Here is a 22,648-nt window from a genome sequence, read left to right as displayed (position 1 = left end):
TAAACATTGATGCAAAAAAAAGCCCTGACATACTCTTTATATAGAGTATGTCAGGGCTTTTTTGTTTAAATTGCCTGGTCCTCAAATGTGCTTCCACATTGAGGACTTAAGAGCAACAACACCAATAAAAGTCTATAAGGTGTTTTCAAATAACTTATAAATACGGCGGTATTCATCTAACCAAGAGCTAGGCTGAACAAAACCATGTGGTTCAACTGGGTAAATAGCCGTTTCAAAATTTTCTTTCTCAAGTTCAATCAAGCGCTGTACTAAACGTACAGTATCTTCAAAAAAGACATTATCATCAACCATAGGCGCATTGATTAGTAATGGCTTATTAAGGCCTTCAGCAAAGTATATCGGTGAACTACGTTCATAGGCGATAGCATCATCTTCTGGCGTATTTAAAATATTCGAAGTATAACCATGATTATAATAAGCCCAGTCAGACACTAAGCGAATTGCAGCCCCTGAAGCAAATAAGTCAGGGTCGGTAAATAGCGACATTAGCGTTAAGAAACCACCGTAAGAGCCACCATAAGTGCCAATTCGGTCGGCATCAACATTGGCATTTTCAATAAGCCAATTAACGCCGTCTCGCATATCTTCTACTTCAGGTTTTCCCATATGACGGTATATCGCGGTACGCCAATCTCTGCCGTAACCTGCTGAGGCACGGTAATCCATATCAATGACCACATAACCTTGTTGAACTAACATGGAATGGAACATATATTCACGGAAATAGCCTGACCAACCTAAGTGAGAATTTTGTAAATATCCTGCACCGTGAGTAAACATAACGGCACGATTTTTAGTTGCAGTTTTATCAAAGTTTTTAGGTAAATATACTTTTGAGTAAATTGGCTCTTTTTGCTTACTTGAAGGAATAGCAACAACCGTAGGTGCAGCCCAAGGCATAGCTAAAAACGCTTTTGACACAGTATGAGTAATTCTTTTCGCTGCATCAGTACCCTTTATACTCTCTAAGGTTTTTACATACAGCTCTGGCGGCATAGTTACCGTTGAATGCTCAATTAACAGTTTTGATTCATCGGGGCTGATTGCGTAAGAATTTTTACCACCTAAATCAGTCAATGCCGTTAACTTTTTAGCTAAATCCACTTGGTATATTTCATAGATACCTGGGTGTTTTTTATTGGCTTTAAAGATGAAACGTTGGTTATCTTTAGTAGGTGTAACATTACTTACTTCAAACTTACCCGCGGTTAACTTAACAGCCTTAGTGTTTAAACCTTTAAGGTATAAATGAGAATAGCCCGTCTCTTCTGATAAGTAATAAAGACTGGCTTTATCATCAATATTTACCCAACCAAACTCATTAAAGCTCCAGTTAATCCAAGCTTCGTCACCTAGTTTATGCTGTGTCATCAACTTGTTATCATCAAAATCAACCGTGGTTAACCAACGCGTTTTGTTGTCCCACGCTTCTAACATAACAGCTAAATATTGACCGTCGTTGCTCCACTTAATTGGGTTGTACATTTGCAGCACATGAATGTTACGGGCATTTTTCTCTGACTGGTATTTTTTACCTTCACGAGCATAATTTTCCGCTTTAACACTTGCTAAAACATCTTCATCAAAACCCGGTAAGCTGCTATAGCTTAAAGCTTGTTGAGTACCTGTGACTAAATCAAGTATAAAAAGTTGCTCTTGATATTGTCTGTTGTTAGCTACGCGAGCACGTACTTTTTCAGCCGCAATAACACCATCTTTAGTGATGTAATTTGGCATTATATCGGTTTTATCACGGCTCGACTTTGCCGAGGTAATGCTTACTAATAACTTATCACCCGCTGGTGAAAGGCTAGTATGAGCTATTCGATTATCTTTACCAAAATAAAATTTACTGTCATTAACCGAAGCATTTTCAGCAGCTAAGCGCTGTTGTTTCGATTGTTCTAATTTACTGTTGCGGTGCCCTAAAGCAATATAGTCAATTAACTTATGCTGCTCTTTAGCTAAATAGCTTTTTGGCTCTGTTACGCCAGCAGGTTTAGCTGACATTTTCAGACTGGCCAATTCTTTAATTTGACCTGTTTGTAAATTATGGGCATAAAAAACGTTACCAACTTGGTAAGCAATATCGCCATTAGTCAAAAAGAGTGCCTTACGTTCAGTACTTGAGGTAAACGTAAGCTGTTTTACCGTGCTAGTAGCAAGAGTTTTTACAAAAACATCACCGTTAAAAGTATAAACTTTATGTGTGCGCGCTTGATTGAACAAGGCACTTTTATCGGCAACTTTATGTTTATTCGCCAAAGCTACCTGGGCAGTTTCGTTACTATTAGACAGATCCAGGGAATACAAATCACGTAATGGATTACCTAATTGCTTTTGCTGATAATAAACAGTATTACTATCATCGCCCCAATACCATGACTCTGGTGCACGACCAAACCAATCTGGGTCTGCCATAACTTGTTCTAGAGTAATGATGTCTGTTGCTTGGGCATTGGTGGCAACAGCGCCTTGAACTTTCTCTGGCGCACTGGTGTTAACTTGCTCATTAAGCTGCGTATTGGTACAAGCGGCTAATGACAAACTAAGTGCTGCGGCAATGAGTTGTATTTTCATAAAATAAATTCTTTTGTTAAGTTCTTTTGTTAAAGAATGAATGGATAGTGCCAAGTTAACGCTCACCTTGACTGCTCTGCTCTTATATTAAAATAAATTAAATTAAATTAAGTGAAGTAAGGTGATGTTAAATTAAGTTTGCTATAACCCGCTATCCTAATCGAAAAGCTATAAAAATGGTAAAATAAAACGACCAATACCGCTTTATCTGCGTTAAAAACACGGTAAAATAAAGCGGTTTACATATACTCTCATCAATGGACACTTTGTTATGCTTTGCCCTTGCGGTTCAACCTTATTATTTAAGACATGTTGCCAACTTTTTATTACCCAGAAACAACAAGCCAACACACCTGAGCAATTGATGCGCTCTCGCTTTAGTGCCTACGCAATAAAAGACGGTCAATTTATTTTTGACACCTATGGTGCAGCTCAACGGATAAAGCAGTCGGTGACTGAGATTCAAGCTTGGGCCGATGAATGTTTGTGGCTAGCACTGGTAATACATGAAAGTGGTGCAAACACAGTAGAGTTTTCAGCCTATTCTGTCGTTGATAATACCTTATGTGAATTACGAGAAAAGTCTAACTTTGCCTTGGAAGAAAACAAGTGGCGCTATATTGATGGTGAAATCACTGTGCATAATGAGATTGCCAATATTAAACGTAATGAAATATGCCCATGTAATCGCTATCCAACCGCTTGGTCGGCAAAAAAAGGCAAGAAGTTTAAACACTGCTGTGGGAAGTAATTGGCTAGGTGCTGATAATGGTGAGGTATTAGTTAGCTGCTAAGTAAATGCTAACTTACAGCAAGTTAAGTTCTAGTTAGCTTCTAGTTAAGCAGAGGTGCTTTAACTAAAGACTGCTGAATGCTATCTAACCATGCCTTAGCATTAAAGGTCAGTGGCTTGCTAAGGGGTTTATCCGCATCGCTAATCGAGCCTGGCTGACCTTGGCTTGCCGCCGCGGTAATTTGCTTGTGTTTAAGCTGAGTAAACAAACTGGTATTTTGCAGCACTTGAGATTCAATATGATTTTTGTCATCACGAAAAGCTAAAGGTTTAGCTTTCATCGCGTTAGATAAATGTATATTTGCTAAATCGTTATCAACAATAGATTGCCCTTGGTTAAATTGCTTAACATCATCTGGTTTTGACAGTGCTAAAGGGGCTTGCTCTGCTAGGTTAAATTGTTTTCTCAAAGCTATATTAGTAACGTCTACAGTTGCCGGCTCTGTTGCTTGTGGCAATAAAAATTGGCTTTGCTCACGGACATCATCGGTTAACATAGCCAACATCAAAGTAAAATCAGCACGACGAGTTTCACCAACGCTTTCATTAAGCTGCTCACCTAGTTGTAACTCATGCAGTAAGACATTAGCGGATGAAAAGTCAGTGGCTAATTGCTCAGCACTACTCTTGCTCGCTTCAGTACCTACTGCGAAGTTATTTGTTGGTAACTGTGATGATAGCTCTACGGCCAATGCACTATTCTCTTATTTATCTATATACTGATAAATAAGTTATCGGCTAAAAGTAAAAAACATTTAGCCGATAAGGCAATAAATTTTACAATTATTTATTACCTAACTTTATTAACCATAATTTTGATTAATAATAATCATCACGCTTGATGCTCCCTTGATTAGCTATTTTACTTTCTGCTTATTAAAACTCAGTTAACGCATGGGCTTGATTGGCCAAGAAAGGGTAAATGACGCTCCTCCTAGCTCACTATCGCCGATAGTCGCTTGACCTTGATGCCACTCCATAATACGGGCAACAATCGCTAAACCTAAACCAAAACCACCAGTTTCTCGGTTTCTTGACTGATCGCCACGTGAAAATGCATCAAAAATGACTTTCTTGAATTCATCAGAAACACCATCACCATTATCTTCAACACAAATTTTGCATTGCTCATTTTCTAATGACAAAGTAACTCTCACTTTATCGTTACCATATTTAATGGCATTACTGACAAAATTATTAACTGCTCTATCGATAAAATGGCCATCACAACAAACAAGGTTATCCGGCAGTTTATTAATAAATTCTATTGAGCTAACAAACTGATCATGACTAGCTATTTGTAACTTCACTAATTCATTCAGGTCAATACGAGTAAAGTTCAGATCAGGTTTGTCGTTATCAAAAGCCGCATAAATAAGCATTTCATTGATAAGCTCTTCCAATTCACAGACATCATTACTAATTTGTTGCTGGTACTTCGCTCTTTTTTCATCATCTTTAATTGTATCAAGCATCTGTAGGGCAAATTTAGTTCGCGCTAAAGGCGTTCTTAATTCATGGGATACGGCATTGGTTAATTCCTTATGGGCTTCAATTAGCCGCCGAATACGAGCTGCCATCATATTAAACGAGGAAATCATCGGTGCTATCATGGTTGATTTTGCCGCAGGTGCCTTACTATCAAAATTACCTTGACCAAAGGCACGGGTCGCCTTTTTAAGCTGCTCTAAATCACGTGACATTGGCCACAACCAAATAAAGATAACCACACCAAAGGTAGCAAGTATCAAAACCCTGTAAGTTGCTTTTAATCTTGGCCTAGTGGGCATTTTTGCCCGTTCTAAAGTAATAACAGAGTCAGACCCTTTAATTAAGTAGTGTAGGGTAACACTGCCACCCGAATAATAAATATGAGTATTGGAGTGTTTTAAGGCATTATGGTCGGTATGATCAATAGCTTCTACTTCTGCCAATGTCATTAATTTCAATGGTAATTCCCAACGTTTTCCAGCGCCCGAAATAATCTCTTCCCACTCATCTTTATCATGCTTTTGCGTATAATCACCTAACGCCATCAACATGGTTTTATAACCGGTATAAGACTCAATATCTTGCTCAAGATAGGAAGTCCAAGCCTCATCAAGGGCCCAAGAAAAAATAATGAAAGTAGAAATAATAAAAAAATAGAGATTGAAAAATGAACGTCCGAGTTTCATCAAAGTACCTTTTTAACAAATGAAGAATATATACCCGTTACCATTCAAGATGCATGTTTCAGAGTACTTGAGCAATTTCAATTCAAGGCATATCAATGTAGCCATGGTTATTCCATTTCAAATTGATGAAACGATGAAGTAATGTTGCTCAAGCGCTTCTGCGATGGGTTTTAAATGACTTTATGCGGCGTTAAAGAACAAAAATATAGACTGACTATGTTTACGTTCTTCTCCTTGACTAAAGTCATTTAAATTCCCACTGAAATCGAGCACTTTGAATGGTAACGGGTATAAAGCTTAAAAAAAAGGCTTTGCAACTATGGGTAAGTAAACAAAGCCTTGATATATATGGTCACCATAGCCTCATAGTGACATAACTAACTGAGGGCTAGCTCCATGCATCTGGAACAAATAAATAACCTTGGCCCCAAATAGTCTTAATTCTAAACGGTGTATCAGTACTGTCATGTAATTTTTTACGTAAGCGAGAGATACGAACATCAACACTTCTGTCTAAACCATCATATTCACGGCCAATTACCGCTTTATAAATATAATCACGGTTTTGTACTTCACCAGCTTTACTTGACAACAACCATAATAAATCAAACTCTTGGCTCGTTAAGTCAATATTTTCATCATGTAAAGTCACTTTACGTGAGGCCTTATTGATATATAAACTTCCACAGTTAATCTCACCTTTCTCTTCACTTTGATTAGGTAAATCACCGCGACGTAATAAGGCGTTAACACGCGCTAATAATACGCGTGGTTCAACTGGTTTGATAACGTAATCATCAGCACCAATTTCTAAACCTAACACTTGGTCAAAATCAGTACTTTTTGCTGTTAGCATAAGTACAGGGCCATTAAAGTCTGGGCGTAAATCACGACAAACACCAAAGCCATCTTTACCGGGTAACATTACATCTAAAATAATAAGGTCAGGTGAAAACAGCTTTACTCGTTTAGCAACAGTGTCACCACGAAACTCTTGCTTTACATGAAAGCCTTCATTGATTAAGAAGTCAGTGACTAAGTCGGACAATTGACGATCGTCTTCAACTAATAATATTTTTTTTACGTTTGGGTTACTATCTGGCATGTTCATTTCCTTATTTATTACGTGCTATTTATTTTATAAAAAATAGCATTACGAATAACGGTACTTAATAACTGTATTAACAGTTTTCTATGCTGTGTTGCTCATTTAGGGTTAGCTTAAACAAGTTATTACGGTTAAACAATAGCTTCTACCAGTTGTTACGTTTAAATTACACTTTATAACAGAGTGTGAAAAATAAAACTTGCGAGAAGATAGATAAACACGCAAGATCATCAGCTTAATTTACCAAGCAATACATGTCGATATTGTTCGCTAAAAGTCATTAGGAATTCTATGAAAATCATCTCTTTTAATATTAACGGCCTTCGTGCTCGTCTTCACCAATTGCAAGCGATTATCGATAAACATCAACCCGATATTATTGGCTTACAAGAAATCAAAGTTCATGATGAAGTTTTTCCTCTAGAAGCGGTTGAAGCCATGGGTTACCACGTATATTTTCATGGCCAAAAAGCACATTATGGTGTTGCTATGCTCTGTAAAAAAGAAGCTGAATCTGTCCAGCGCGGTTTCCCTACTGATGACGATGAAGCACAGCGTAGAATGATAATGGTAACAACGACCAATGATAAAGGTGAAAAAGTTACCATATTAAATGGCTATTTCCCTCAAGGTGAAAACATTAGCCATGAGACTAAATACCCGTACAAGCGTAAATTCTACCAAGATTTAATGAACTACCTTAACGAACATCACACCAATGATGAAAATGTCATCGTCATGGGTGATATCAATATTTCCCCTCTTGATCTTGATATCGGTATTGGCGAAGTGAACCGTAAACGTTGGTTAAAAAGCGGAAAATGTTCTTTCCAACTAGAAGAACGTCAATGGTTAACTACCTTAATGGATTGGGGATTTATTGATACTTTCCGCCAATTACACCCAGAAACAACCGAACGTTACTCTTGGTTTGATTATCGCTCACGTGGCTTTGATGATAATCGCGGCCTTCGCATTGATGTGGTACTGGCAACAAAAGACATGGCAGCGCAATGCATTGAAGCTGATATTGATTATGAATTACGCGGCATTGAAAAACCTTCAGATCATGCACCTATTTGGTCAACATTTTCATAAGGTTCGCTATTGATGAGTACTGAAAGTTTAGCTCCTAATTTAATCACGAATATGGCCCAATACCGCTGTCCGCTTTGCCAACAAGCGTTATTACTTGTTGATAAGAGCTACCGTTGTGAAAATAAACATAGCTTTGATCAAGCCAAGCAAGGTTATGTTAATTTATTACCGGTGCAGTTTAAGCACTCAAAAGAGCCCGGCGATAATAAAGCCATGGTACAAGCTAGACGAGCCTTTTTAGATAAGGGCTATTACCAGCCTTTAATTGACAGTATGTTAGCGCTCTATGAAAAGTATGGCGATAAAACAGCAGCAGTTTTTGATGCCGGTTGTGGTGAAGGCTTTTATACTCATCAGCATAAAACTGAGTTAAATAAGGTCTACGGCGTCGATATTGCCAAAGAAACGGTAAAAATTGCGGCGAAGCGCTATCAAGATTGCTTTTTTAGCGTGGCAACGCTGTCTGATCTGCCTTTTAAGGATGAACATTTCGGCTGGCTTTATAGTGTTTACGCACCCATTTTAGAAAATGAGTTTACCCGCATTTTGCAAGATCAAGGCTATTTATTGACGGTTACCCCTGCTGATAATCACTTATTTGAACTTAAATCGTTGATATATCGCCAAGCGAATAAACATGACACGTCCAAGCTAGCCATTGAGCAATTAACCTTGGTTGAAGAACAGCGCTTAAACTACTCAATGAACTTCACCAATAGTGACGATGTGCTGAACTTATTAGCAATGACGCCCTTTGCCTTTAAAGCCAGTGAAGAGTTGATTAGCGAATTAAAGCAACAAAAAGAGTTCAGCTGCCAAGCGGACTTTGTCCTACGTTTGTATCAAAAGAAATAATATTTCGAAGGGATAGTAGTCAAAAGAAAGAGCAATCTAATGAACAGATGGCCTTGGTAACTCACTTTATGACTACAAACTTTTTCCGCAACAATAAACAAAGTAACGAGAGTTACTTTGTAGTCGCGAAAGTTAATTGTAAAAGTTGCGCAAGGTCAATATAACGTGGTTTATACGTTGCTAACTTCGCAATAGCATTTTTATTACGGTGACTATAGCTATGACCATTATTTCGGTCATTGCTATGCTCTCCTTGCTCAGGAAATTGTTTTTTCCCCTGCTGTTTTACCTTCTCTAAGCCACTGTGATACCAAGAAGCCAGCGATGGTGGTAACAACTTATCGGCTTTAACACCTGAAAGAACTAAGGCTTGTACCGGCATACTTATTAAAAACAAGCCATAGACCAGTGCTTGCGGCAATGCATTTATAGCATTATTTATCGAGCCTTGGCCCATGGGATATCCAGAAGCGACATAAAGCTGCATAATAACGGTAAACATGGCTAAAGCAGGAAAATATCGACAAACAAAGCGAGCACTCTGTACTCCTCGATAATCTTCGAAATACTGGGTTAATTCTGGCTTGTCAGGCCAAAGAGATAAGTATTTTTGCCCCAATTTAATGAGTTGTACAACAGAGATATTCATAACACTACTATAGCAGCTAGTGCTTATAAGCAACAGTTAGAAATGTAACTAACAGATTATTGCAAATATAAACAATTAAACGTCCACAAAACCGATTTTTATTGCCGTGCATCAAGATTTTTAAGCAACTCCAGCGCTATAATAAGAACACTGTTATTGTTCTATATAATTATTGTTACATGTAATCATTTAATATCTATTCACTTTTTTAAAAGACAACAGACATGACTCAACAAAAAACGCATAACAAAGCCGCTGTTAAAGCAGATGCCATTTTAGTGATCAACTGTGGCAGCTCTTCTGTTAAATTTTCTCTAATAAGGCCATTAAGTGGCGAAACGTTATTATCAGGTTTAGCTGAATGTTTACTCAGCTCAGCAGCTGCAATCACCATCAAGCACCATGGAAAAAAACAGTCCTATAAACTAACCACGCCTTTTAATCACCAAACCGCATTGGCTGTCTTGGTAGAACAATTACAGCAATTGAACTTAGTGAAAGATATCAGCGCAATTGGCCATAGAGTAGTGCATGGTGGTGAACAGTATTCAGAGCCGACATTACTTAACCCACAGGTAGAACAAGCGATTGGCGAGTTGGCAAAACTCGCGCCCTTACATAATCCAGCCAACCTAAATGGCATTAAAGCGTGCCAGCAAGCTTTTGCCGACTTACCGCAAGTCGCAGTATTTGACACGGCGTTTCATCAAAGTATGCCAGAGAAAGCTTATATCTATGGCCTGCCCTATTCTCTGTACAAGGAACATGGCATAAGGCGTTATGGCTTTCACGGTACTAGCCATTACTTTGTTGCGAAGCAAGCAGCAAAGTATTTAAACAAACCACTAGAGCAATGTAACTTGATCAGTGCTCATTTAGGTAATGGCTGTAGTGTTACTGTCATTAAAAATGGCGAAAGTGTTGATACCAGTATGGGTATGACACCTGGCGAAGGTGTTTTGATGGGCACCCGTTGTGGCGATATTGATGCCGGCATTATCTTCCATCTAGTCGATAATTTAGGTTACTCGATTAATGAGGTTGATAAATTAGTTAATAAAGAAAGTGGTTTATTGGGTGTTTCAGGGCTAAGCAATGATTGCCGCACTTTAGAAGACGCCATGCTAACGGGTAATAATGCCCAAGCTACATTAGCAATGACCATTTTTTGTTACCGTATTGCTAAAAGCATTGCCTCTTACAGTGCCAGTTTAACGCAACTAGACGGTCTTATTTTTACCGGTGGCATTGGTGAAAACTCAACGTGGGTGCGTACTGAAATCGTTAAGCAGCTTGGCTTATTAAACTTCTCTTTAGATGAAGAAAAGAACCAAGCTACACGTTTTGGCGCATCAGGTAATATTGCAGATAAAAACTCAAGAGCATGTTGGGTTATTGCCACCAATGAAGAGTGGGTTATAGCCGAGCAATCAGCTCAATTACTAGAAAATACAGCTAAGTAGATGCTACAAATAAAGATTAAATAGGATTAAAGTTATGCCACATAGAATTATGTTAATCCCTGTTGGCTCAGGTGTAGGGCTAACCAGTGTATCGCTAGGTTTATTGCATGCTTGCCAGCAAAAAGGCATTAAAGTCGGGCACTTCAAACCCATTAGCCAGCCATCGCGCAATAGCTTAGCTAAAAAAAATAAAACCATTGATGCCATTAGTTTATCGCAAAATAGCACGAGTCTATCGCTTAGTTATGTTGAAGAAAAAATGGGCGATGGCTTGCGCGATATAGTGTTAGAAGAAATTGTTGCCAACTTTGATGCCTTTAAAAAAGATCACGACGTAGTTATTATTGAAGGCTTAGTACCCACATCAAGACAACCTTATGCTGGTCGTATTAACCGTGATGTAGCTCAGGCACTCGGAGCCAACATCGTTTTGGTTGCTAGCCCAGGTAATGACAGCCCAGAAGAATTTGAAGATCGACTTGAAGTCACTGCTGAAACTTATGGTGGTATCAAAAACAAACACCTTATTGGCTGTGTTATCAATAAACTAAACTGCCCAGATCAAGACGAATACGGCATATTGCCGAAAGAAGAAGAGATAGAAAGTGATTTTAAACTAAAAGACTGGTTAGATTTAGCCATTTTCAAAGACAGACACTTTGACTTACTAGGCACTATAATATGGGACATAGACCTCATTGCGCCGCGCATCTGTGACATTAGTAACTACCTTGATGCCAAGATCCTTAATCATGGTGATATGGCGCATCGCCGTTTTCGCAGCGTTGCTTTTTGTGCTCGTACCGTATCAAATTTAGTCAGCTATTTAGTTCCCGGTCGTCTTATTGTTACCCCTGGCGATCGCACCGACATTATTATTGCTACCTGTTTATCGGCATTAAATGGTACAAAATTAGGCGGCATGATTTTAACTAATGGTTTTGAGCCATCAAAGCAAGTTTGGGAGTTATGCAAGCAAGCGCTGGATGCCGGTTTACCTGTATTATCTGTGCCATGGGACACCTGGCAAACATCACGTCATATCATGAGTTTTAACCCAGAAATACCACAAGATGATGTGCAACGCCAAGATAAAGTTAAGCAGCATGTTGCCGATAATTTAAGTAGTGATTGGCTGGAAAACCTAACCTCGAAAAACCATAGTTATAATTTATTATCACCGCCAGCTTTTAGGCATAAATTAACCGAACTTGCTCGCAAGGCCAACAAACTAATAGTTTTACCTGAGGGTACCGATATACGCACCATTAAAGCGGCAGCAATTTGCTGTGAGCGTAACATAGCTCGGTGCCAACTTATTGGTAACAGGGAAGAAATACTACAGATTGCTGAACATCAAGGCATTAACCTACCTGATAATTTATTAATAACAGATCCCGACTCTATTAGAGATAACTATGTTGGTCCTATGGTTGAATTGCGAAAAAACAAAGGGTTAACCGATGTTGTTGCGCAAGAAAACCTCAAAGATAATGTTGTTTTAGCCACTATGATGTTACAACTTGGTCAAGTAGATGGCCTAGTTTCAGGAGCCGTTAATACCACAGCTAACACCATAAGACCCGCGTTGCAATTAATTAAAACCGCACCAAATAGCTCTTTAGTTTCATCGGTGTTCTTTATGTTACTGCCAGATCAGGTGCTAGTTTATGGTGACTGTGCCATTAACCCTGAGCCTAATGCTGAGCAGTTAGCGGATATTGCCATTCAATCTGCAGACTCGGCAAAAGCGTTTGATATTGAACCCAGAGTTGCCATGATCAGTTACAGTACCGGCCGTTCAGGTCAAGGCGCTGATGTAGAAAAAGTCGCCAGGGCAACTGAAATAGCTAAGGCCAAACGACCTGATCTTATTATTGATGGTCCACTCCAGTATGATGCCGCCATTATGGAGAATGTCGCTAAGAAAAAAGCGCCAAATAGTCCTGTAGCGGGTAAAGCGACAGTGTTTATCTTCCCTGACTTAAATACCGGTAATACTACTTATAAAGCGGTACAGCGCTCAGCTGACTTATTAAGCATAGGCCCTATGTTACAAGGAATGAATAAGCCCGTTAATGATCTGTCACGCGGAGCCTTAGTCGATGATATTGTTTATACCATTGCCCTAACAGCAATACAGGCGACACAATAACGTTATACCAAACGGATTAATTAATTGACCAACTTAGAGCGGCACTAGCGAGCTTAGAACAAACAAAATGGATTAAACATAGTTATTCTATATTTCATTCATTTTGTGATGTTATCAGTTTGCTAATGAGCTCCCGAAGGGCGAGTTTAAAAGGCTTACATGCAGCGTTCTTGATTTTGATAAGGGAATAACCATTCTCTTCAATCAATGCCTTGCCTCTAAGCCTTTTAATTCTCGCTAAGTGATCAATAAATTAGTCCGATTGGTATTAGCCACCTTTTTATAGCCTGTTAAAAAGTGTTCATTTAAAGGTTTCGAGTGCGGTTAAAGTGACTTTTAACCAGTTTAACCGCATTAAAATGTTAATTTTACCAATAATAGGATCCAACAGGCTCTTTTGATCACTTATCCAATTTATTAGTATTAAACACCTAACTAGTCAAAAAATGAGCTGCTCGTTTTATCCTTATATTTCAATGGTAAAGGTAGTTACTACAGGATTACTCACAATTCTATCCACAGGTTTTGTGGATAGAATATTTCAAGATAACTATTAATAATCACCTAAGACGACCTAGTAAAACTTTCGTAAATAGGCGTTTTATATAAATTTCAGTTAAAGCTTTACATTTTCAAACACAGCTAGCGATCAAACCTATAGTCATCTTGGTCATTTAAGCCTGACGGTAATTAACAAGTGCTATAGTTAAACGACTTTAGCAATCTTTAAGGACATTGATGTCACAGTTAACACTTAGACTAATTAACGAGCACTTTGCCATTCATAGCTTATCCGAAAGTGCAACTATCCCAGGAGAGGTATTTAGCGCCAGTATTTTTTTTATCGCTAAGACTTTCGATGAAATTTCCATTGTCTTGCCACAGAGCATTACTATTGCAAGTGATGAAGTGGAGTTAAATTGGCAAGCTTTAGAGGTTGTTGGTCCTTTGGCTTTAACCATGACCGGTATTTTATCGAACATTTCTACGATATTAGCCAATGAGAAAATTAGTATTTTCGCCATATCTACTTTCGATACTGATTATATCCTGGTTAAAGAAGAGTTTATTAATCAGGCAATTGCAGCGCTGCGGGATAATCAATATCTAGTGATATAGAGCTAAAACATAATAGTCATCGACTTATAAAGCAGATTAAATTATTCAAAACTAGAGACGCAATCGGTACGTCAGCGTACATAAATATTTGGGAGACAATGGGTACTCTGTTCCCATTGAGGATAAATTTATGACTGGTTTTACTTAATGGCTACAGACAGTATTGAGTAATCTTATATATAGTAAATGGACGTTCCAAGTTCTTTTTTAGCTTCATACATTGCTTCATCTGCCAATTGTATTAAGGTGTGGGCATCGCCATTGTTATTTAAATACACAGAAACCCCAATACTAGCTTTTACCGGTATTAAATGTTTTTGAACTTTAAAAGGTGAATTGAATTCTTCTTGTAATTTATCAGCCATTATTTTTATAGATGAACGATCTTCAACACCACTTATTACTACAAGAAACTCATCACCGCCCATGCGAGTAACAATATCTGATTCTCTAATACAATGTTTTAATCTATTCGCCGTACCGACTAAAATTTCATCGCCAACACTATGACCATGTGAATCATTAATAAGCTTAAAATGGTCAAGGTCAATAAAGAAAAATCCGATCAATGTGTTTTTTAACTTTGACTTTTTAAACAGCTTTTCTAATTTATTTTCAAGTGCTCTTCTGTTAGGAAGTTTAGTTAATGGGTCTAAATTAGCTAATTCCAATGCTGCTATTTCTTTCTTTTTGCGTCTTGAAATATCTCTTACGATTGCCAGCAAATAACATTTAAGATTATATTCAATGAAACTAATGCTCGCTTCTATGGGTAATTTAGTGCCATCTTTTCTTGTATGTGTGGATTCAATAACTATGTTTCCTGCAAGCTTTATCCGTTTACAATGTTCTTTCCACTTACCTTCTATATCGAATTTCGAATTAAGGTCTGAAACTGATAGCTTGAGTAATTCATCTTTGGAGTAACCTAATCTTTGATGCGCCAACTGATTACAATTTAAAATTTGGCCATACTCAGGTTCAACAACATAAATTGCATCATTGGATTTATTTACTAAATGATTGAGTAGTATTTCTGCCGCATCTGATTTTTTGATAGTTGTTAAATCTATTAACTGTGCAATATACCTTTTTATCAAGTTGTCATTATCTGCTTGTGCAACAATATTCAATTGAACAGAAATAGTATGTCCTAGTTTATGTTTATATCTTTTTTCCACTTGAATGGGTACAAATGGGTGCAGAGTTAATTCTTTTCTTATAGCTTCATTAACATGAATATCATCAAGGTGGGTAATAGTGACTTTATTAGCATATATTTCGTCACCTTCATAACCAAGCATTCTTTTAAGTGCAGGATTAACATATTCAAGTTTGCCGCTAGGAAAAGACAAGGCAATTGGAACAGGGGTTATTTCAAATAAACGATAGATAGACTTTTCTAAGAGGAGATCATTTTCTTTCATTACTACACACACCTTTTCTTTCATAAAGATCCTCCGTGAGCAATATAAATAAATCCTTAGGAATGATTATAGACTATCTGTTTTAATTTATAGGATAGCAATAGTTGTATTCTCCACCATATGATCGAGTACTTTATATTTCTAGATAACCCGTTCAGGCGTAATGTGCTGTCGGCAAAAAATTAAAATTTAACAACGGTTCTATATTTTATTATCATCAATGCTTCTCTACATCAGTCAGGATTCCTCGCAATGAAAATTCTGCCCCGTTTTATAAATTAATGAATTATCGAAATTATATAAGCTGATTTTTTATAAAAGAAGTTATTAGTTAAAGGTTTTACATATTCGAGCAAAAGGTACTTAATCCTTTGCTATAACAGCTCTATAGCCTACTACCAGCTCATAGAGCTAACATTAAAAAAGACATCGTTTCACTACCGACAGGGCACTCATCTAGCCAAAGAAAAGCGGATATAGCCTATCGTTTCTGATATCATCTTAAGCCTTATTTATTAGATGTTTGGATACCCCCTAACTATGATCACCCTTTATGGAATAAAGAATTGCAAGCAGTTTTTTATACTAGTGCCGTAAACTGTCATCACCCCAGAACAGACCTCCCCCTAAGAAAGACGAACATTCACTTATAAATTAGCTGAAGTTTTAGTTCTGCTATTATCACAAATCGGTCTAAATTTGTTGTTCAAAATCAACCAGTATAATGACCACTTTGATACGATAGCTGACCTTAATAAAAACTCTACTTTAATACTTAATTTGTTCTGTTGGCTCATAAAATAGATGCAACGAGGGGCAGCTTTCCATTCATAAAGCTGACATTTTCACTTCATACTTCTGCGGCGTTCAGGGGCTCATAGCGCCTTAGGAACATAGTACCAATGTATGATTAGGGGTTATACCAATCAGACCAATTAAGTAATCACTTAATTAGTCTGATTGGTATTAATGAAGCCATTTAGGTGGAAATAGTTACTAATTGATATACTTCACATCAAAAATTGCTTGCACACCATCAATCGAAACTGTGCTTATCTCAACATTAAAGATAGTGTAACTTTCACCCGCTTTTAGCGCGAAGCTGTCATTGAATAGCTCTTCATCTGGGTCTAGCATGGTTGAGGTTGTTAACGTATACTGATTCGCAGGATTTCTTGCTCCGGTATAGCGAATTTGAATGCCTTGGCTATGCTCTTCTAATAATGGGTGTTTAAGGGTTTCATCATAACCATTACCGGCATGGTAACTCAGGTATAAATAACCCCCTTTAACTTTTACTTTAGTAAGACTTGGCCCCTGCGTACTGTAAACATCATTAATGATGACGCCTTCACTGCTGCTATCAATCACGTGAATATCATTACTATCTATCCAGCCCAAAAATTCCCGTGTTGATGGCGCTAAACCAATACTATGCCCTCTTGAGCCCATAATACTAAATTGATCACCATAGGAAACAGAATTCCCTGGCCCCCAACTATTGTTTATCAAGCTTGTTTCTAAGGTTTTAAAAATACTATTATCAAGACCGTACCTACTTAAGCCATTGTCATGCGTCCCTACCCCCAGCAGGTGAATAAATTCATGGGCCGTGCTACTTTCACTTAATGTTAGTGGTACCTGCCCTTGAGTATAATAGTCAGACATTATCTTGCTATTTTCTTCGAGTATGTCGTGCTCAGCCATCGTCCTATCCTCAGTATCTATTTCGAGATAAAGCGCTTCATCAAAAGGCTGATTTTGATTGTCATTCATATTAGTTATTGCGTATGCATAGCCGTCTAGCCCTTTTTCACCTTGCTTAACATTAAAGTCTTTGGTAAATCCAGAAACCAAAGGCGCATGAAAATTTTCATCATCATAGAACATAAATAACATGCTATGGTAATCATCGATGTTTATATGCTCAGGTATATTAAGGTACTGGGTAGCCATTATACCTAGATCGAAATATTGACATTTAGAGAAATCGTCAAGCTTTTCACTAAAGGTAAAATCTGCCTCGGTGCTAACGTTTTTACCTGCTTTATTCTCATTATACCAAGTGCGTGCTAAAGGTATCGTCACTGTTAGATCACATGTAATGGATGAATTAGGAGAAACAGTATTTAAAGCTGTTTGACTTAAGTAGAGAGTTCTCATTTTTTCACGCGACACTGTCATCGCCTCTAAATGAACAATATCAAATATGACTTGTTGTTTGCCGTTAGAGAGATAATTAAAATAGGCAGTCACATTTTGGTAATGTTTGTCGATGTCCGCTTGGGTAATGCTGGTTTCACTATCTGCATAGGTCGCACTAAAGACAATATGCTTAGTGATTATTTTACCCGCTTCATTGGTGATAACGATGTTAAACGGCTTAGTGCTTTTCACTTGCCCGTTGAGTGTGGCAATAATTTCAATATCAAAATAGACATATTCAACATTTTTATGAATGTTGATAAATGGCTTGGCCAACCCGGTAATAGCGCCATATTTTTCATTAAAAATTAACCAGTTAAGTTTATTTTTAATGGTAAACGTAACATCGGTATTATTATTCCAGTCAGCAAAATCGGCGCGGTAAGCATATGTCTGGCCATCAACAACACTGGTGATAGGTTTATCACTAAATGCAATATCTGCGGCATCATCAGAAGTAGAATGCTTGTTTTCGGCGCTATCATTGGAATTATTTGAGCTTTCGCTGCTAGCACTGCCGCTACCGCCGCAGCCAGTAATACTTATGACTAAAATAAGTAATAGGGATTTTAATAAAAAGGTCATTTTGTTCATATATTCTCTGTTTATATGGGAGGAGTTTACCTGTTTTAAGGGACAAACTTACTAGTATCGAAAACATAAATAGCAGAAAAACACGTTATTTAAAAAACAATCATTTATGACAAACTCACTGTTAAGCCTTGCTATTGTAAAGTCGAGGTAAAAATAGCAATACTCAACAGTGAGTGTCTGAATAAATGTTAGAACATGAATTCGGGGATAATGTTTTTACTTTTGTTCAAAAGCAAACATTGGTTAATCTAGGTAACTTATATTAAAAATCGCTTGCTCGCCGTCAACCGAAACCGTGCTTATCTCAATATTAAAAATAGTGTAACTTTCACCGGATTTTAGCGCGTAGCTGTCATTGAATAGATCTTCATCTGGGTCGAGCAATGTTGAGCTTGTTGGATACTCAGACATTTTTTCTGGGGTTCTTTCATCAGTATAGTAAATTTGAATACCTTGGCTATGCTCGACTAATAATGGATGTTTAAGGGGTTCATCATAACTATTACCTGCATGATAACTCAGGTATAAATAACCACCTTCGACTTTTACTTTAGCAAGGGTTGACCCTTGTGTGCTGTAAATATCATTAATAATGACGGCCTCACTGCTGTTATCAATAGTGTGAATATTATTACTATCTACCCAACCCAAAAGCTCTCGTGATGAAGGTGCTAAACCAATACTAAAAGCTTTTGAGCCCATAATACTAAATTGATCTCCATAATTAACGGCTCCCCAATAACCTTGTTGCAAGTTTGTTTCTAACGTTTTGAAAATACTGTTATCAAGACCATATCGAGTTAAGCCATCGTCATGATTCAAAACCCCCAGTAGATGAAAAAGCTCATGTGCCGTGCTCTTTTCACTTGATGTCAGTGGTGCTTGCTCTTGAGTATAGAACTCCGACATAATACTGGGATTTTTACGGAGTATCTCGAGTTCAGCCCACGTCCTATTGGTAGAATCTATGTCGAGATAAAGCGCTTCATTAAAATCATCGTCATTCATACTAGCTATGGCAAAATGATAACCGTCTAGCCCTTTTTCACCTTGCTTAAGGTTAAAGCCCGGCTCGAAATTGCTAGCAAAAGGCTGGTGGAAAATCTCGTCATCATAGAAGGTAAAAAGCATACTATGGTAATCGTCGATATTTATATTTTCAGGAATATTAAGGTAATGGGTAGCCATTGTAGGTAAGAAGAAAGATTCACATTTATTGATATCGCCAAGTTTTTCGGTAAATGAAAAGTCTGGTTCGGCGCTAACTGATTGACCTTCTTTATTCTCATCATACCAAGTGCGTGCTAGGGGCATCATCACCGTTAGATCACACTTGCTGGATAAATCAGCCGAATTTTCAATATAAACAATACTTAAAGCCGTTTGACTTAAAGATATTGTCCTCATTTGTTCACGCGATACTGTCATCGGCTCTAAATGAACAACATCAAATTTGACTTCGTGTTTGCCGTTAGAGAGGTAGTTCACATAAGCTGCAACACTGTTGTAATGTTTGTCGATATTCGCTTGGTTAATGCCCGTTTCACTGTCTGCATAGGTCGCACTAAAGACAATGTGCTTAGTGACTATTTTACCCGCTTCATTGGTGATAACGATGTTAAACGGCTTAGTGCTTTTCACTTGGCCGTTGAGTGTGGCAATAATTTCAATATCAAAATAGACATATTCAACATTTTTATGAATGTTGATAAATGTCTTGGCAATACCGCTAATAACGCCCTGTTTTTCATTAAAAGTTAACCAGTCAGGTTTATTTTTAATGGTAAAAGTAACGTCAATATTATCATTCCAGTCACCAAAATCAGCGCGGTAAGTATATGTCTTACCATCAATAGCATTGGTGATAGGTTTATCACTGATAATCACATCTACACCAGTGTCGGTGTCATCATTTGATTTTTTTTCACTGCCACAACCAGAAGTGCTTAGCGTTAACACTAACAATAAGAGTGTTAACATAGTTCTTTGTATATTCATCTGTAACCTGTTTCTTGTATAACCTGTTTCTTGTATAACCTGAGTTAGGGTAATAAGTGCTATTTGCTTACCCTCCTAAAATTTACTGGTCAATTGTTATAATTTTAGCGTTTTCTCGTTAAAGAAATTACTTTATCAACGACAGACAATTGACTGATTCAAAAAAAATAAGGTAATCATGAAGGTATATTCACTCCGTTTTGACGCCCTACTTTTTTTGGGAGCGAGAAGATAGCACAAAAAATTGGGTGGTGCAATATCACTCAACGTGTTTTTTACCTACAAGGATCAAGGTAAGGGACTAGTTCGAACTTGATCATATATACTATTTAATGTTGACTGCATTTTAAGTAGCCGACGTAATAGCGGTGGGTATCCAAAGCAAGAAGGTATTGTTTTTATTTATAAAAACCAAAATAGCTGATTCGAGGTCGATTAGAGTTAGTATGATGAATTAAAGCAATAACACAGACTTATAGAGCTAGTGCTATTTAGCTTTTGCGCAAGCGCCTTAGAGTAGCTATGTTAATTTTAACTATCCTTGAAATAGTCGACATAAGAGTGAGCATAACTATTACAACAAAATGTAAGCAATTGAAATTCACACATCGATGAATTCTCTAGTTTATATAAGCAGACGTTATCTAAAAGTTGTATTGGTAAAAATATTTACATGATCGAGAAAAGATGCTTAATCCTTAGATCTAGCTAACACATTGCCTATTACTAGCGGATATAGCCTACTGATTCTGATATCATCTTAGGCATTGATTATTAACTCTTGGATACTGCTCAAATATGATTACACTTTATGGGATTAAGAATTGCGACACGGTAAAAAAGGCCACTAAATGGCTTACAGCAAACGACATTGCTCATCAACTTTATGACTTTAAAAAACAACCTTTAACTGCAGAGTTATTAACACAATTTGTTAATCAAAGTGATTGGTCGTTATTATTAAACAAGCGCAGTACCACTTTTCGTAACCTACCTGAAGAGATAAAAAATAATCTTACTGATGAAGTAATGTTTGCCGCAGTGCTTGAGCAACCAACATTACTGAAGAGACCACTATTACCATTAAATGGTGAACTCAATCTCGGTTTTAAAATTGACCAGTATCAAAGTCTTTTCGACAGCAAATAATCAAAAAATATTGCAGTTAAAAGCCAGGTATTAAAAATAAATTAAGGGTAATCGTTGTGAGTCAAACCGAACAAAAAAATGAAAGTGCTGTTATCGAGTTAGCAAAAGAACTTATCGCCAGAGCTTCCGTCACCCCAGAAGATGTTGGTTGCCAAAAATTGATGGCAGAGCGCTTAGCAAAACTTGGTTTTAATAATGAAAGCATGATCTTTGCTGATACCACTAACCTTTGGTCTCGTCGCGATAGTAGCGTGTGCAAGGACAATGACTTAGTTTTTTGTTTTGCTGGCCACACCGATGTAGTGCCGGCTGGTAACCTTGAGTTATGGGATACGCCGCCATTTGAACCAACCATTATCGATGGTATGTTATATGGTCGTGGTGCTGCAGATATGAAAGGTAGCTTGGCGGCAATGATAGTGGCGACAGAGCGTTTTGTTAAAGACCACCCAGATCATCAAGGTGCTATCACCTACTTAATTACCAGTGATGAAGAAGGTCCCTTTATTAATGGCACCACTCGGGTTATTGATACCCTAGAAGCACGCAATGAAAAAATCACTTATTGTATTGTCGGTGAGCCTTCTAGTACTAATGTAGTTGGCGATATTGTTAAAAACGGCCGCCGTGGTTCAATTACTGCAGAAGTCGACATTAAAGGTAAACAAGGCCATGTTGCCTACCCTGAACATGTGAGAAATCCAATCCACTTAGCCATGCCAGCCTTAACTGAACTCAGCCTAGTTGAATGGGATCAGGGCAATGAATATTTCCCTGCGACTAGTTTTCAATTATCAAATATTAATGCCGGTACTGGCGCTACCAATGTTGTCCCAGGCCATCTCACCGCATTATTTAATTTACGCTATAGCACAGAATTAACCGACCAAATGATTGTGGAGCAAGTCGAGTCGATTTTGAACAAACATCAACTTGATTATGAGATAAAGTGGACTTTTAATGGCAAGCCATTTATTACCAAGCATGTAAACTCAGAGCACGGTTTTTTAAACGCCGTCAGCCAAGCCATACTCACGGTTACTGGTAAGAAAACTCAGCTTTCAACCGCTGGTGGTACTTCAGATGGACGCTTTATCGCGCCAACGGGAGCACAAGTGATTGAACTAGGTCCATGTAACGCGACTATCCATCAAGTCAATGAATCGGTTTCTTGTAACGATTTAGAGCAACTGGTTGATATTTATTATCACTGCTTGGTTAATGTTTTATGCACCCACAAAAACATTAATGGTTAAT

General features: G+C 37.7%; 16 protein-coding genes. 8 read left to right on the top strand and 8 right to left on the bottom strand.

Annotated features, from left to right (window positions below):
* Positions 1 to 132: 132 nt before the first annotated feature.
* Positions 133 to 2,601 carry a prolyl oligopeptidase family serine peptidase gene (locus HRT55_RS02860; protein ID WP_291618670.1) on the bottom strand — a complete coding sequence of 823 codons (2,469 nt, stop codon included), beginning with the start codon at positions 2,599 to 2,601 and terminating at the stop codon, positions 133 to 135.
* 271 nt (positions 2,602 to 2,872) lie between these two features.
* Between HRT55_RS02860 and HRT55_RS02855 the strand changes: the two genes are divergently transcribed.
* Positions 2,873 to 3,352, top strand: coding sequence for a YchJ family metal-binding protein (locus tag HRT55_RS02855; RefSeq protein WP_291618668.1), 480 nt, complete (start codon positions 2,873 to 2,875; stop codon positions 3,350 to 3,352).
* 83 nt (positions 3,353 to 3,435) lie between these two features.
* Here the strand turns inward: HRT55_RS02855 and HRT55_RS02850 are convergent, their stop codons facing one another.
* The 3 genes from HRT55_RS02850 to HRT55_RS02840 all read right to left on the bottom strand — a co-directional run bounded on the left by HRT55_RS02850 (position 3,436) and on the right by HRT55_RS02840 (position 6,676).
* Entirely contained in the window at positions 3,436 to 4,086 is a 651-nt protein-coding gene (locus HRT55_RS02850) for a VC2046/SO_2500 family protein (RefSeq protein ID WP_291618666.1), read from the bottom strand.
* 195 nt (positions 4,087 to 4,281) lie between these two features.
* Positions 4,282 to 5,571, bottom strand: coding sequence for an ATP-binding protein (locus HRT55_RS02845; protein WP_291618664.1), 1,290 nt, complete (start codon positions 5,569 to 5,571; stop codon positions 4,282 to 4,284).
* A gap of 388 nt (positions 5,572 to 5,959) precedes the next feature.
* Complete coding sequence (locus HRT55_RS02840) at positions 5,960 to 6,676, bottom strand: winged helix-turn-helix domain-containing protein (RefSeq protein ID WP_291618662.1); 717 nt, start codon at positions 6,674 to 6,676, stop codon at positions 5,960 to 5,962.
* Positions 6,677 to 6,970: 294 nt separating this feature from the next.
* Here HRT55_RS02840 and xthA point away from each other — a divergent pair, with 294 nt between their 5' ends.
* Entirely contained in the window at positions 6,971 to 7,777 is an 807-nt protein-coding gene (gene xthA, locus HRT55_RS02835; protein WP_291618660.1) for an exodeoxyribonuclease III, read from the top strand.
* Between the two features lie 12 nt (positions 7,778 to 7,789).
* On the top strand, positions 7,790 to 8,632 hold the full coding sequence (gene rlmA / locus HRT55_RS02830; RefSeq protein WP_291618659.1) for a 23S rRNA (guanine(745)-N(1))-methyltransferase: 843 nt from the start codon (positions 7,790 to 7,792) through the stop codon (positions 8,630 to 8,632).
* 112 nt (positions 8,633 to 8,744) lie between these two features.
* On the opposite strand, the gene HRT55_RS02825 is transcribed toward rlmA, so the two are convergent.
* Positions 8,745 to 9,281, bottom strand: a complete 537-nt coding sequence (locus HRT55_RS02825; protein ID WP_291618657.1) for a DUF412 family protein — start codon at positions 9,279 to 9,281, stop codon at positions 8,745 to 8,747.
* Between the two features lie 224 nt (positions 9,282 to 9,505).
* Between HRT55_RS02825 and HRT55_RS02820 the strand changes: the two genes are divergently transcribed.
* From HRT55_RS02820 to HRT55_RS02810, 3 genes are all read left to right on the top strand, one after another.
* The gene (locus HRT55_RS02820; RefSeq protein ID WP_291618655.1) at positions 9,506 to 10,744 is read left to right on the top strand and encodes an acetate/propionate family kinase; all 1,239 of its coding nucleotides are present in this window, start codon (positions 9,506 to 9,508) and stop codon (positions 10,742 to 10,744) included.
* 34 nt (positions 10,745 to 10,778) lie between these two features.
* Complete coding sequence (gene pta, locus HRT55_RS02815) at positions 10,779 to 12,899, top strand: phosphate acetyltransferase (RefSeq protein ID WP_291618653.1); 2,121 nt, start codon at positions 10,779 to 10,781, stop codon at positions 12,897 to 12,899.
* A 738-nt stretch (positions 12,900 to 13,637) separates the two neighbouring features.
* Positions 13,638 to 14,018, top strand: a complete 381-nt coding sequence (locus tag HRT55_RS02810) for an ACT domain-containing protein (RefSeq protein ID WP_291618651.1) — start codon at positions 13,638 to 13,640, stop codon at positions 14,016 to 14,018.
* A gap of 173 nt (positions 14,019 to 14,191) precedes the next feature.
* Here HRT55_RS02810 and HRT55_RS02805 read toward each other — a convergent pair whose 3' ends face one another.
* The 3 genes from HRT55_RS02805 to HRT55_RS02795 all read right to left on the bottom strand — a co-directional run bounded on the left by HRT55_RS02805 (position 14,192) and on the right by HRT55_RS02795 (position 20,242).
* On the bottom strand, positions 14,192 to 15,469 hold the full coding sequence (locus tag HRT55_RS02805) for a bifunctional diguanylate cyclase/phosphodiesterase (RefSeq protein ID WP_291618650.1): 1,278 nt from the start codon (positions 15,467 to 15,469) through the stop codon (positions 14,192 to 14,194).
* Between the two features lie 972 nt (positions 15,470 to 16,441).
* Positions 16,442 to 18,244 (bottom strand): hypothetical protein, encoded by a 1,803-nt coding sequence (locus tag HRT55_RS02800; RefSeq protein ID WP_291618648.1) that lies wholly within the window; start codon positions 18,242 to 18,244, stop codon positions 16,442 to 16,444.
* 243 nt (positions 18,245 to 18,487) lie between these two features.
* Positions 18,488 to 20,242, bottom strand: coding sequence for a hypothetical protein (locus HRT55_RS02795; RefSeq protein ID WP_291618646.1), 1,755 nt, complete (start codon positions 20,240 to 20,242; stop codon positions 18,488 to 18,490).
* Between the two features lie 798 nt (positions 20,243 to 21,040).
* Here HRT55_RS02795 and HRT55_RS02790 point away from each other — a divergent pair.
* Together HRT55_RS02790 and dapE are read left to right on the top strand one after the other, a co-directional pair.
* The gene (locus HRT55_RS02790; protein ID WP_291618644.1) at positions 21,041 to 21,391 is read left to right on the top strand and encodes an arsenate reductase; all 351 of its coding nucleotides are present in this window, start codon (positions 21,041 to 21,043) and stop codon (positions 21,389 to 21,391) included.
* Between the two features lie 56 nt (positions 21,392 to 21,447).
* Positions 21,448 to 22,647 carry a succinyl-diaminopimelate desuccinylase gene (gene dapE, locus HRT55_RS02785; RefSeq protein ID WP_291618642.1) on the top strand — a complete coding sequence of 400 codons (1,200 nt, stop codon included), beginning with the start codon at positions 21,448 to 21,450 and terminating at the stop codon, positions 22,645 to 22,647.
* Position 22,648 lies beyond the last annotated feature (1 nt).

The sequence above is a fragment of the Colwellia sp. genome (assembly GCF_013214175.1).
Lineage (GTDB): Bacteria > Pseudomonadota > Gammaproteobacteria > Enterobacterales > Alteromonadaceae > Colwellia.
The sequence above is the reverse complement of the archived record's forward strand: the minus strand, read 5'-3'. Positions and strand labels throughout refer to the sequence as shown.